Raw genomic sequence first — 12367 nt, 5'->3', positions numbered from 1 at the left:
TGCGGGGCCGGCTCCGGGCACGAATCGCGGCAACAGTTCGCCTGTCCCGCACGCTTGGCAGCGGGACGACGGGGTATGGATTGGGTGGGTCAGGCGCCCGTCAGGCGGGCGCAGCCCTCAGGTTATTTGTCCACGCTGACGCCGTAGAACGCGTTCAGGGCAAATGGACTGATCTTGAAGTCCTTCACCTTGGCACTCATGGGCTGGTAGACGGTGGAGTGGGCGATCGGGGTGATCGGCACCTGTTCCTTGAGGATGTGCTGGGCTTTCTGATAAAGCTCGGTGCGCTTGGCCTGGTCGGAGGTGGCCTTGGCCTGCTTGATCAAGTCATCGTAGGGCTTGTAGCACCACTTGGAGAAGTTGTTGCCGTCGATGGCGTCGCAGCCATACAAGGTGCCCAGCCAGTTGTCAGGATCGCCATTGTCCCCGCTCCAGCCAATGAGCATGGCGCCCTGTTCGCCCGCCTTGGAGCGCTTGATGTACTCGCCCCATTCATAGCTGACGATCTTGGCCTTGATACCGACCTTGGCCCAGTCTGCCTGGAGCATCTCGGCCATCAGCTTGGCGTTGGGGTTGTACGGGCGCTGGACCGGCATGGCCCAAAGAGTGATTTCGGTGCCGTCCTTGATGCCGGCTTCCTTGAGCAATTGGCGGGCCTTGTCGGGGTCGTAGGGAGCGTCCTTGATGCTGCTGTCATACGACCACTGGGTCGGCGGCATGGCATTGACCGCCAGCTGGCCTGCCCCCTGGTACACCGACTCGATGATTTTCTGCTTGTCCACGGCCATGTCCAGCGCCTGGCGCACCTTGAGCTGGGCCATGGGGTTGGGCTGGTTGCTGCCCTTGACCTGGTCCATCACGTTGTAGGCGATGTAGCCCAGGTTGAAGCCCGCCTGCTGGGGCATCTGCAGCTTGGGGTCCTGCTTGAGCGGTGCGATATCGGCCGGGCGCGGGAACAGCGTGACCTGGCACTCGTTCTTCTTGAGTTTCTGCATGCGCACCGAAGCATCGGTGGTGATGGCGAAGATCAGGTTGTCGATCTTCACGTCCTCGGGTTTCCAGTAGTCCTTGTTACCCTTGAAGCGGATCTGCGCGTCTTTCTGGTACTTGCTGAACACGAAGGGGCCGGTGCCGATCGGCTTCTGGTTGATGTCGGCGGCCTTGCCGTTCTTGAGCAACTGGTCGGCGTACTCGGCGGACTGGATGGAGGCGAAGCTCATGGCCAGGTTCTGGATGAAAGCGGCGTCGACGTCGTTGAGGGTGAACTTGACCGTGTGGTCGTCAAGTTTCTCGACCCCGGCAATGTTCTTGTCCATGCCCATGTCGGTGAAGTACGGGAACTCGGTGGGGTAGGCCTTGCGGAACGGATGGTCCTTGTCGAGCATGCGGTTGAACGTGAACAGCACGTCGTCTGCATTGAACGGGCGGGTGGGCTTGAAGTAATCGGTGGTGTGGAACTTCACGCCTTCGCGCAGGTGGAAGGTGTAGGTCTTGCCATCGTCGGCGACCTCCCAGCGCGTTGCCAGCCCAGGAATGACCGCGGTGCCGCCTCGCTCGAACTGAGTCAACCGGTTGAAAACCGTTTCGGCCGAGGCGTCGAAATCGGTACCGGTGGTGTATTGCCCCGGGTCGAAACCGGCCGGGCTGCCTTCTGAACAGAACACCAGGTTGGAAGCGGCGACGGCCGACGGGGCGCCGGTGAGCAAACCTGCGCCTAGCAGGAACGGAATGACTGCATGTTTGAGCATGTTGGCCTCATTGTTGTCATTGTTCAGAAGAGGCGGCCTCGTGAGCCGACCTGCGGATACTTATGCAGGGGTGGGCCCAATGCAATATGCACAAGCTTAGTCGGGACTTGAAATGTGGCACGGGAGTACATGAATGTCGCATCGGTGTAACTTTTGACGGAGTTAAACGTTTGCGAGGGCAGAATGCTGGCTTTTTGCAGAATATTGCTGATTAGAGGAAGATGTCGGGAAAGGCTTAAGAGGGTGTAGGAAATCTCTTAAATGCGGGCTACCCGTTAGGGGAAGAATAAAAGCCCTGGCGGGCCGGTGAAGGCGCCAGGGCATCTGCTGCTGGTCAGGGGCTGGCCTTGGACCTACCCCTGCCCCCTTGAGGTCAGGGCATCTGAACTTCGATCAAGCCATCGGCGTTCATGCTCACTTCGCTGGTGCCCGCCTCGATGTCTGGCGCGGGCGCAGCCTCGTCTGCTGCCATGGCTTTCATCGCCATCGGCGCACTGCGCAGGTAAGGACGTGGATAGCCGCTGCTGTTCAAGTTGAGGCTGACCACCTTGTAACCGCTGCCGCCCAGGGCTTCGGTGGCCAGCTGGGCGCGCGCCTTGAACGCGTCGACGGCCTCCTTGAGCAGCGCGTCTTCGCTGGACTTGCGGGTAGCCGGTGCGATGGAGAAGTCCATGCCGCCCATTTTCAGGTCTTGCAGCAGCTCGGCGGTGAGCTGTGAAAGCGCCGGGAAGTCCGCGCTTTCGAGCCGCAGCTCGGCACGCTCGCGCCAGCCGGTGATTTTCTGGCCCTTGGTGTCGTACACCGGGTAGCTGTTGCGGCTGCCCTGGCTGATCTTGACGTCCTTGACCTGGCGCGACTGCTGCACGGCCTTGTTCATGGTCTCGGTGATCTGCTTGGCAAGCTTGCTCGGGTCGGTGTTCTGCGCTTCGCTGTAGAGGGTCACGACCATTAGGTCGCGTGCCACTTCCTTGCTCACTTCGGCGCGCAGCGACACCTGGTTGAAGCGCGGTTCATCGGCGGCCAGCGCTGGCAGGCTGGCCAGCAGACCGCAGGACAAGAGAAGGGCAGCGCCGCGACGTTGGATTAGCATAAGGTGCTCCTTGGCAGATGAAAGCGTGGGGTGTGGCCATCCATTCCACGCATGGCCCATCAGACCGGGAACAGTGTAGTGGGTTCAGCGCTGGCCCCATGAAGCTGTGACAAAGTGTGGCGGTTTGCCGCATCACTGCAGCAGCATGTCCCGCTTCGGTATACTCCAGCCGATTTTCTGGAGCACTCATCAGGAGAGCTCATGCTCGCCGCCGTACAACCGCTGTCCGCTACACGCCAGAACCTCTGGCGACTGACCGTCATTCGCGTTCTTGTGTTGGCCGCCCAGGCCGGCTCGGTGGGCGTGGCCTACTGGACCGAGCTGTTGCCACTGCCCTGGCTGTCGCTGGCCGGCACCCTGGCCTTGTCCTCGCTGCTGTGCGCCTTCACGGCGCTGCGCCTGCGCCTGTCGCTGCCGGTCACCGAACTCGAATATGCCCTGCAACTGGCGTGCGACCTGTTGATACACAGCGCCCTGCTGTACTACTCCGGCGGCTCGACCAATCCCTTCGTGTCCTACTACCTGGTGCCGCTGGCGATCGCGGCGGTTACGCTGCCCTGGCTGTATTCGCTGATTCTGTCGGGCATCGCGCTGACGGCCTACAGCCTGCTGCTGGTGCAGTTCTACCCGCTCGAAGGCCTGCCCCTGGCACGGGACAAGATGCAGGTCTACGGCATGTGGCTGAGCATTGCGCTGGCCGCGGCGGTGATCACGTTCTTTGCCGCGCGCATGGCCGAGGAACTTCGGCGCCAGGAGCACCTGCGCTCGGAGCGGCGCGAAGAAAGCCTGCGCGATGAGCAGTTGCTGGCCGTGGCCACCCAGGCTGCGGGCGCAGCCCACGAGCTGGGTACGCCGCTGGCGACGATGAGCGTGTTGCTCAACGAGATGCGCCAGGATCACACCGATCCGCTGCTGCAGGAAGACCTGCAGATCCTTCAGGACCAGGTCAAGCTGTGCAAGGAAACCCTGCAACAGCTGGTTCGCGCAGCCGAGGCCAATCGCCGGCTGGCCATCGTCGAGCAGGAGGTCACCGTCTGGCTTGACGAGGCCCTCAACCGCTGGCACCTGATGCGCCCGGAAGCCAGTTACCGCTTCCAGCGCCTGCGTGATGGTCTCGTCCCACGGCTGACGCCGCCGCCTGACCTGACCCAGGCGCTGCTCAACCTGTTGAACAACGCCGCCGATGCCTGTCCCGATGACCTGGAGGTGCGCCTGGATTGGGATCACCAGGACATCGTCATCAGCATCCGCGACCATGGCCCTGGCGTACCGCCAGCCATCGCCGAAGCCATTGGCAAACCTTTCATTACCACCAAGGGCAAGGGCTTCGGCCTGGGCCTGTTCCTGAGCAAGGCCAGCGTTACCCGTGCGGGTGGCTCAGTGAAACTCTATAGTCATGAACAAGGTGGCACCCTGACCGAATTGCGCCTGCCCTACGGCACGCGAGGAGAAGCATGATGAGTGAAGAAAACCAGGTTGAAACCGAAGAGCTGCCGCACCTGCTGCTGGTGGACGACGATGCTACCTTTACCCGGGTGATGGCCCGGGCCATGAGCCGCAGGGGCTTTCGGGTGAGCACCGCCAGCTCGGCCGAAGAAGGTTTGATCCTGGCCCAGCAAGACCTGCCGGACTACGCCACGCTCGACCTGAAAATGGACGGGGATTCGGGCCTGGTGCTGCTGCCCAAGCTGCTGGAGCTGGACCCGGAAATGCGGGTCGTCATCCTGACCGGGTACTCGAGCATCGCCACGGCAGTGGAAGCGGTCAAGCGCGGCGCTTGCAACTACCTGTGCAAGCCGGCTGACGCTGACGACGTGCTGGCGGCCTTGTTGTCCGAGCACACCGACCTGGACACGCTGGTGCCGGAAAACCCCATGTCCGTGGACCGTCTGCAGTGGGAACACATCCAGCGTGTGCTCAATGAGCACGAGGGCAACATCTCGGCGACCGCGCGCGCGCTGGGCATGCACCGCCGGACATTGCAGCGCAAATTGCAGAAGCGGCCAGTGCGGCGTTGAATGCTGCTGCAGGCGTGATCTTGGCGGACGCCGGACCGGCCGCGATGAGCCCTGATGCACTGGGGCTGCGAGGTTGAAATCCTGCGGCCGCTGTGCGGCCCATCGCGTCCGGTTCAGTACTCCAGCAGGGCCGCTTGCAAGGCCATATCGGCACAATGCCCGCAAATCCTGGCCGTTGGCGTATCATTAGCCCCCTAACGGCAACCCCCCTTTCAGGATTGTGCGCCCATGCTCGCCCTTCTCATCCAGACGCTGAACATCACGGCGCCCGTTTTCGCCATGTTGTTTCTGGGCGTGTTGCTTCGCCGTATCCACCTGATCGACGACAACTTCAACAAGGTCGCTTCGCAACTGGTGTTCAACGTCTGCATGCCGGCCTTGCTGTTTCTGGGCATCTATCATGCCGACCTGGCGGCTGCGGTACGGCCTGGGATCATGCTCTATTTCACGGTGGCCACCCTGGCCGGATTTGCCATCGCCTGGGGCATGGCCGTCTGGCGCAGCCCGTGGGCCGACCGAGGCATCTACACCCAGGGGGCCTTTCGCGGCAACAACGGCGTGATTGGCCTGGCACTGGCCGCAAGCTTGTACGGCGACTATGGCATCTCATTGGGTGCAGTGTTGGCCGGGTTAGTGATCCTGTTGTACAACTCGTTGTCTGCCATCGTGCTGGCGGTCTACAGCCCCGATCTGAAGTCCGACCCGTGGAGCATCCTCAAAAGCATCCTGAAAAACCCCCTGATCCTCAGCGTGCTGGTCGCCATTCCCATGGCCTACGGGCAGGTACCGTTGCCAAATTGGCTGCTTACCTCCGGTGATTACCTGGCGCAGATGACGCTGCCCCTGGCCCTGATCTGCATTGGCGGCACCCTGTCGCTGACGGCTCTGCGCGACAGCGGTCGGCTGGCCGTGGACGCCAGCCTGGTAAAAATGGCCTGGTTGCCGCTGATCGGTACCCTTGGTGCCTGGCTTTGTGGTTTTCGCGGGGCCGAACTGGGCATCCTGTTCCTCTACATCGGTAGCCCTACCGCAGCGGCCAGCTACGTGATGGCGCGTGCGGCCAACGGCAACCATGAACTGGCCGCTTCGATCATCGTGATCACCACGCTGATGGCCGCGATCACCACCAACATTGGTATTTTCATCTTGCAGTGGGGCGGATGGATCTAGATCCTTGACTGCAAACAACAGCAACAGCATTGCCTCACTGAGCGAAAGGACACTTCATGCAAGACCAGAGCACGCCCGAGCGGTTACAGCGCGGGCTGAAGAATCGTCACATCCAGCTGATCGCGCTCGGCGGCGCCATCGGCACGGGGTTGTTCCTGGGCATTGCCCAGACCATCCAGCTGGCCGGCCCCTCGGTCTTGCTGGGCTATGCCATTGCTGGCCTGATGGCTTTCCTGATCATGCGCCAGCTTGGGGAAATGGTCGTCGAAGAGCCGGTCGCCGGTAGCTTCAGCCATTTTGCCCACCAGTACTGGAGCGAGTTCGCAGGCTTCGTGTCTGGCTGGAACTACTGGGTAGTCTACGTGTTGGTCGGCATGGCCGAGCTGACGGCGGTGGGTATCTACGTCCAGTACTGGTGGCCTGAGTTTCCAACCTGGGCCACGGCCGCGATCTTCTTCGTGGTGATCAACCTGATCAACCTCACCCAGGTGAAGGTTTATGGTGAGATGGAGTTCTGGTTCGCCTTGGTAAAAATCGTCGCCATCGTCAGCATGATAGGCTTTGGCGCCTGGTTGCTCAGCACCGGCAGCGGCGGCCCGGATGCCAGTGTGGCCAACCTGTGGCAATACGGCGGGTTCTTCCCCAACGGCGTGACCGGCCTGGTCATGGCCCTGGCCGTGATCATGTTTTCGTTCGGTGGCCTGGAACTGGTAGGCATCACGGCCGCCGAGGCCGACAATCCGCGCCAGAGCATTCCCAAGGCCACCAACCAGGTGGTCTACCGGATCCTGATCTTCTACATCGGCGCGCTTGCGGTACTGCTTTCGCTGTACCCCTGGCAGAAAGTGGTACAAGGCGGTAGCCCGTTCGTGATGATCTTCCATGAACTGGACAGCGACCTGGTCGCGACCATCCTCAACATCGTGGTCCTGACAGCGGCGCTGTCGGTTTATAACAGTTGCGTGTACGCCAACAGCCGCATGCTGTTCGGCCTGGCCAGCCAAGGCGATGCCCCACGTCAGTTGCTCAAGGTCAGCCGCAGCGGTGTTCCCCTGGCAGCTTTAGGCATTTCTGCCCTGGCCACGGGCCTGTGCGTGGTGATCAATTACCTGATGCCCGGCCAAGCCTTTGGCCTGCTGATGGCACTGGCGGTGTCGGCATTGGTGATCAACTGGGCCAGCATCAGCATCACCCACCTCAAGTTCCGCAAGGCCAAGCGCGCGGCAGGGGTACAGCCGTTCTACCAGAGCTTGGGTCATCCGTTCACCAACTACCTGTGCCTGGCCTTCATCGTACTGATTTTGGTGGTGATGTACCTGACGCCACCTATTCGCATCTCCGTGATGTTGATCCCGGGCTGGATCCTGCTGCTGTGGGTAGCCTTCAAGTTGAAGAAGGCTCGTCAGGCCAGCCGCTGACCTGACGCTCGGTACTCAATGCTGGCGGCGCCAGGCGCGCACCGTGGTGTACACCAACACCACCGCCAGCACGGGCAATACATAGAGCAGCATCAGGCGCTCCAGGCGCTCGGCCAGGGGCATGCCCATGGTGAACGCGGCGATGTGCAGGCCGTAGGCCAGGTACAGGCACAGGAACACCAGCCCTTCGGCGCGGGTGATGCGATAACCCGAATAAAACACCGGCAAGCTCAACGCGGCCACGCCCAGCATGACGGGCAGGTCGAAATCCAGCGCATTGGGCGAAATCGACAAGGGCTCGGGGGGCACCACGGCGGTCAGGCCCAACACGCCCAGCAGGTTGAACAGGTTGCTGCCGATCACCGTGCCCACGGCGATCTCGCGTTCACCGCGCAAGGCAGCGATCAGGGCTGCCGCCAGTTCCGGCAACGATGTGCAGATGGCAACCACCGTAAGGCCGATGACGCGCTCGGACAGGCCCAGGTCGGTGGCCACCTCCACGGCAGCGTCGAGCAGCAGATGACCGGCCAGGCTCAGCAGCCCCAGGCCTGCCATCACCAACAGCAGCGCTGCGCACCAGAAGCGCGCCGGGCTTTGTGGCACAGATGCCGGGGCAGGGTAGGTGCGTGCGTAGTGACGGGACTGGTGCCAGAGCATGGCCAGATAACCCACCAGCCCCAGCAGCAGCAACACGCCTTCAACGCGGCCCAGATAGCCATTGGCAGCCAACCCGTAGACCAAGGCACTGGCCAGGATCATCAACGGGATGTCCAGGCGTACCAGCTGGCGAGACACGCGAAGAGGAATGACCAGTGCTGCCAGGCCAAGAATGGCCAGCACATTGAAGATGTTGCTGCCGATGACGCTGCCCACGGCAACGTCCGGTGCGCCTTGGTAGGCGGCCTGCAGGCTGAGGGTCAACTGGGGTGCGGTACTGCCGAATGCCACCAGGCTCAGCCCGATGATCAGCGGCCGGACATGAAGGCGTTGCGCCAGGCGCAGTGCAGCCCGTACCAGCAGTTCGGCGCCTGCGACCAACAGCAGCAAGGCGATGCCCAGCTGCAGCAGGCTGAACGTGGGGAGGGTGGCCAGATCGAAAATGGTAGGGCTCCTGGGCGTCAGTCACTAAGACCTTGTACTCGCACGCGCGCCGTTCCGCTACGCACCATGCCGATTTTTTCAGCGGCAGCCCGAGACAGGTCGATCAGTCGACTGCGGGCGTGCGGGCCGCGGTCATTGATGCGGACCACGACGCTGCGTCGATTGGCCAGGTTGGTCACCAGCACCCGGCTGCCGAACGGCAGGTTGCGATGAGCCGCCGTCAGGCCATGCTGATTGAACGCCTCGCCGCTGGCGGTGCGTTTGCCGTGATGGCGGGCGCCGTAGTAGGAGGCAGTACCCGTGCGGTCATAACCTCGCGGGTCGATGTCGTGGCTGGCGCAGCCTGCCAGACAGGAAAAGAGGGCCAAACTGGCCAGAGAACGTTTCAACATGCAGGTACTCCAGTGCGCCGCAGCTTGTGACCGGGCGCGGGACAAACCAAGGTTGACCAGGGTGCGCTGGTCAGCCTCGGCTGGTCTGTCAGCGAGGGCGAGCCCCCGCTGGAGGGGACGGTCAACCTTCGAGCTTGGCCTTGAGCAGCTGATTCACCTGCCCAGGGTTGGCCTTGCCCTTGGATGCCTTCATGGCTTGGCCGACGAAGAAGCCGAACATCTTGCCGCGCTTGGCCTCGTCGGCGGCGCGGTACTGTTCGACCTGTTCGGCATTGGCCGCCAGCACCTCGTCGAGCATCGATTCGATAGCGCCACTGTCGGTGACCTGCTTGAGGCCACGGCTTTCGATGATGGTGTCGGCATCGCCTTCACCTGCGGCCATGGCCTCGAACACGGTCTTGGCGATCTTGCCGCTGATGGTGTTGTCGCGGATGCGCACCAGCATGCCGCCCAACTGTGCGGCGGTGACCGGGGCCTGGTCGATCTCGATGCCCAGCTTGTTGAGCAGGCTGCCCAGCTCGACCATGACCCAGTTGGCGGCCATTTTGGCGTCGCCCCCGAGCTTGACCACCTCCTCGAAGTAGTCCGCCTGTTCACGGCTCGAGGCCAGTACGTTGGCATCGTACGCCGACAGCCCGTACTGGCTCTGGAAGCGCTCGACTTTCTGGGTGGGCAGTTCCGGCAAGCCGGCGCGCACGGTTTCCAGGAAGCTGTCCTCGATGACCACCGGCAGCAGGTCCGGGTCGGGGAAGTAACGGTAGTCGTTGGCTTCCTCCTTGCTGCGCATGGAGCGGGTTTCGTCCTTGTTCGGATCGTACAGGCGCGTTTCCTGAACCACCTTGCCGCCGTCCTCGATCAAGTCGATCTGGCGTTGGATTTCGCTGTTGATCGCGCGCTCGATGAAGCGGAACGAGTTGACGTTCTTGATCTCGCAGCGAGTGCCGAACTCGGTCTGGCCCTTGGGCCGGATCGACACGTTGCAGTCGCAGCGCAGCGACCCTTCGGCCATGTTGCCGTCGCAGATGCCCAGGTAGCGCACCAGCGCATGAATGGCCTTGACGTAGGCCACCGCTTCCTTGGCGCTGCGCATGTCAGGCTCGGACACGATTTCCAGCAGCGGGGTGCCGGCACGGTTCAGGTCGATGCCGGTGGAGCCGCTGAAATCTTCGTGCAGGCTCTTGCCCGCATCTTCTTCCAGGTGGGCGCGGGTCACGCCAATGCGCTTGATGGTGCCGTCTTCCAGGGCAATGTCCAGGTGACCCTTGCCCACGATGGGCAGGTCCATCTGGCTGATCTGGTAGCCCTTGGGCAGGTCAGGGTAGAAGTAGTTCTTGCGCGCGAACACGTTGCGTTTGCCGATTTCGGCATCGATGGCCAGGCCGAACATGCACGCCATGCGTACCGCTTCCTGGTTCAGGACCGGTAGTACACCTGGCATGCCCAGGTCGACCAGGCTCGCCTGGGTATTGGGTTGCGAGCCAAACGTGGTGGCACTACCGGAAAAGATTTTCGACTGGGTGGCGAGCTGAGTGTGGATTTCCAGCCCGATCACAACTTCCCATTGCATGTGTCTGTTCCTCAGAAGCCGTTAGGGGCGCGGGTGTGCCAATCGGTCACCTGCTGGTAGCGATGGGCTACGTTGAGCAGGCGGCCTTCCTGGAAGTAGGGCGCCAGCAACTGCACGCCCACCGGCAGGCCATCGACGAAGCCGGCTGGCATCGAGAGGCCTGGCAGGCCCGCGAGGTTGGCCGTGATGGTGTAGACGTCCTCGAGGTAGGCGGCAACCGGATCGCTGCTCTTGGCGCCCAGTTTCCAGGCCGGGTTGGGCGTGGTCGGGCCGAGAATCAGGTCGACGTCCTTGAAGGCAGCCATGAAGTCGTTCTTGATCAGGCGGCGAATCTGCTGGGCCTTCACGTAGTAAGCGTCATAGTAGCCCGCCGACAGGGCGTAGGTGCCGACCATGATGCGGCGCTGCACTTCGGCGCCGAAGCCTTCGCCACGGGAACGCTTGTACAGGTCGGTCAGGTCCTTGGGCGCTTCGCAGCGATGACCGAAGCGAACACCGTCGAAACGCGACAGGTTCGAGGACGCTTCTGCCGGGGCGATCACATAGTACGCCGGGATGGCGTGCTGCATGTTCGGCAGGCTGATTTCCTTGACCACCGCGCCGAGCTTTTCCAGTTCCTTGACGCTGGCCTGTACGAGGTCGGCAATGCGCGGGTCCAGGCCAGCACCGAAGTACTCCTTCGGCAGGCCGATGCGCAGCCCTTGCAGCGAATCACCCAGGGTGGCGCTGTAGTCGGGAACCGGCTCCTCGATGCTGGTCGAGTCCTTGGCGTCGAAGCCGGCCATGCCTTGCAGCAACAGCGCGCAGTCCTCGGCCGTGCGGGCCAGGGGGCCGCCCTGATCCAGGCTTGAGGCATAGGCGATCATGCCCCAGCGCGAGACGCGCCCGTACGTGGGCTTGAGGCCAGTGAGGTTGGTCAGCGCGGCCGGCTGACGGATCGAGCCGCCGGTGTCGGTGCCGGTGGTCACCGGCAACAGGCGCGCGGCTACGGCAGCGGCCGAGCCGCCGGACGAGCCACCGGATACGTGCTCGAGGTTCCAGGGGTTCTTCACCGCGCCGTAGTGGCTCGACTCGTTGGCCGAGCCCATGGCGAACTCGTCCATGTTGGTCTTGCCCAACGTCACCATGCCGGCTTCGGCGAGCTTGGCCACCACAGTGGCGTCATAGGGCGCCTTGAAGGTGTCGAGCATCTTCGAGGCACAGCTGGTGCGCACGCCCTGTGTGCAGAACAGGTCCTTGTGGGCAATGGGCGCGCCCAGCAACGCCCCGCCTTCGCCAGCGGCACGGCGGGCATCGGCGGCACGTGCCTGGCCCAGGGCCAGCTCGTCGGTCACGGTGATGAAGCTGTTGAGCTGTGGGTCGAGCTGCTTGATACGGGCCAGCAGGGCGCCGGTCAGCTCTTCGGAGGAAAACGACTTGTCGGCGAGTCCGCGGGCGATCTCGGCCAGGGTCAATTGATGCATGGCAGGCTCTATCCCTTACTCGATGACTTTCGGAACCAGGTACAGACCGTTCTCGGTCTGCGGGGCGACGGCCTGATAAGCGTCGCGCTGGTTGTGCTCGGTGACCTGGTCGGGGCGCAGGCGCTGGCTGGCCTCCAAGGGGTGAGCCAGGGGTTCGATGCCGGCGGTGTCCACCGCTTGCATCTGGTCGACCAACCCGAGGATGCTGTTCAAGGCGTCGGTAATGCGTGGCAGTTCGCCATCATTTAGGCCCAGTCGGGCCAGATGGGCGATCTTTTCCACGTCGCAGCGTTCAAGCGCCATGGGGATCTCCAGAAGGATAGAAAGAACGGATTCAGTGTCCGCAATGAGGAACATGTCAGCTTTTTGGCGGTCCAATGGCCGCGATCATCGGCTGGCA

Annotated in this window: 11 protein-coding genes; 4 read left to right on the top strand and 7 right to left on the bottom strand. The window is 62.6% G+C overall.

Translation table 11 applies throughout. The features are described 5' to 3' along the window. Window positions 1-122 precede the first annotated feature (122 nt). Entirely contained in the window at window positions 123-1748 is a 1626-nt protein-coding gene (locus tag FS767_RS04830) for an ABC transporter substrate-binding protein (protein WP_144964411.1), read from the bottom strand. Between the two features lie 373 nt (window positions 1749-2121). Further along, the gene (locus FS767_RS04825; protein WP_058604393.1) at window positions 2122-2838 is read right to left on the bottom strand and encodes an SIMPL domain-containing protein; all 717 of its coding nucleotides are present in this window, start codon (window positions 2836-2838) and stop codon (window positions 2122-2124) included. 201 nt (window positions 2839-3039) lie between these two features. Here FS767_RS04825 and FS767_RS04820 point away from each other — a divergent pair, with 201 nt between their 5' ends. From FS767_RS04820 to FS767_RS04805, 4 genes are all read left to right on the top strand, one after another. Then, a complete protein-coding gene (locus FS767_RS04820; protein ID WP_144964410.1) occupies window positions 3040-4296 on the top strand; it encodes an ATP-binding protein in 1257 nt (418 codons plus the stop codon). After that, window positions 4296-4856: a response regulator transcription factor gene (locus FS767_RS04815; protein ID WP_058637486.1), complete on the top strand. Its 561-nt coding sequence runs from the start codon at window positions 4296-4298 to the stop codon at window positions 4854-4856. The genes FS767_RS04820 and FS767_RS04815 overlap by 1 nt, the downstream gene beginning before the upstream one ends. Before the next feature lie 228 nt (window positions 4857-5084). Continuing rightward, window positions 5085-6026, top strand: coding sequence for an AEC family transporter (locus FS767_RS04810; RefSeq protein WP_078479064.1), 942 nt, complete (start codon window positions 5085-5087; stop codon window positions 6024-6026). 56 nt (window positions 6027-6082) lie between these two features. After that, window positions 6083-7444, top strand: coding sequence for an amino acid permease (locus tag FS767_RS04805; protein WP_058604397.1), 1362 nt, complete (start codon window positions 6083-6085; stop codon window positions 7442-7444). 15 nt (window positions 7445-7459) lie between these two features. On the opposite strand, the gene FS767_RS04800 is transcribed toward FS767_RS04805, so the two are convergent. The 5 genes from FS767_RS04800 to gatC all read right to left on the bottom strand — a co-directional run bounded on the left by FS767_RS04800 (window position 7460) and on the right by gatC (window position 12270). Next, window positions 7460-8503 carry a calcium/sodium antiporter gene (locus FS767_RS04800; RefSeq protein WP_144964409.1) on the bottom strand — a complete coding sequence of 348 codons (1044 nt, stop codon included), beginning with the start codon at window positions 8501-8503 and terminating at the stop codon, window positions 7460-7462. 59 nt (window positions 8504-8562) lie between these two features. Next, window positions 8563-8937 carry a septal ring lytic transglycosylase RlpA family protein gene (locus tag FS767_RS04795; protein ID WP_078479061.1) on the bottom strand — a complete coding sequence of 125 codons (375 nt, stop codon included), beginning with the start codon at window positions 8935-8937 and terminating at the stop codon, window positions 8563-8565. A gap of 121 nt (window positions 8938-9058) precedes the next feature. After that, entirely contained in the window at window positions 9059-10504 is a 1446-nt protein-coding gene (gene gatB, locus FS767_RS04790) for an Asp-tRNA(Asn)/Glu-tRNA(Gln) amidotransferase subunit GatB (protein ID WP_058604399.1), read from the bottom strand. Between the two features lie 11 nt (window positions 10505-10515). Then, entirely contained in the window at window positions 10516-11967 is a 1452-nt protein-coding gene (gatA, locus tag FS767_RS04785; protein WP_144964408.1) for an Asp-tRNA(Asn)/Glu-tRNA(Gln) amidotransferase subunit GatA, read from the bottom strand. 15 nt (window positions 11968-11982) lie between these two features. Then, window positions 11983-12270 carry an Asp-tRNA(Asn)/Glu-tRNA(Gln) amidotransferase subunit GatC gene (gene gatC, locus FS767_RS04780; protein WP_023533299.1) on the bottom strand — a complete coding sequence of 96 codons (288 nt, stop codon included), beginning with the start codon at window positions 12268-12270 and terminating at the stop codon, window positions 11983-11985. Window positions 12271-12367 lie beyond the last annotated feature (97 nt).

It is taken from the genome of Pseudomonas sp. DE0010 (genome assembly GCF_007680745.1).
In the GTDB taxonomy this organism is placed as follows: Bacteria; Pseudomonadota; Gammaproteobacteria; order Pseudomonadales; family Pseudomonadaceae; genus Aquipseudomonas; species Aquipseudomonas parafulva_B.
This window is presented reverse-complemented; position numbering and strand designations above follow the sequence as displayed.

Excerpts from the sequence above, each read along its gene's own strand:
- FS767_RS04830 (WP_144964411.1), bottom strand. The coding sequence starts at position 1,748 with ATGCTCAAACATGCAGTCATTCCGTTCCTGCTAGGCGCAGGTTTGCTC.
- FS767_RS04825 (WP_058604393.1), bottom strand. The coding sequence starts at position 2,838 with ATGCTAATCCAACGTCGCGGCGCTGCCCTTCTCTTGTCCTGCGGTCTG.
- FS767_RS04820 (WP_144964410.1), top strand. The coding sequence starts at position 3,040 with ATGCTCGCCGCCGTACAACCGCTGTCCGCTACACGCCAGAACCTCTGG.
- FS767_RS04815 (WP_058637486.1), top strand. The coding sequence starts at position 4,296 with ATGAGTGAAGAAAACCAGGTTGAAACCGAAGAGCTGCCGCACCTGCTG.
- FS767_RS04810 (WP_078479064.1), top strand. The coding sequence starts at position 5,085 with ATGCTCGCCCTTCTCATCCAGACGCTGAACATCACGGCGCCCGTTTTC.
- FS767_RS04805 (WP_058604397.1), top strand. The coding sequence starts at position 6,083 with ATGCAAGACCAGAGCACGCCCGAGCGGTTACAGCGCGGGCTGAAGAAT.
- FS767_RS04795 (WP_078479061.1), bottom strand. The coding sequence starts at position 8,937 with ATGTTGAAACGTTCTCTGGCCAGTTTGGCCCTCTTTTCCTGTCTGGCA.
- gatB (WP_058604399.1), bottom strand. The coding sequence starts at position 10,504 with ATGCAATGGGAAGTTGTGATCGGGCTGGAAATCCACACTCAGCTCGCC.
- gatA (WP_144964408.1), bottom strand. The coding sequence starts at position 11,967 with ATGCATCAATTGACCCTGGCCGAGATCGCCCGCGGACTCGCCGACAAG.
- gatC (WP_023533299.1), bottom strand. The coding sequence starts at position 12,270 with ATGGCGCTTGAACGCTGCGACGTGGAAAAGATCGCCCATCTGGCCCGA.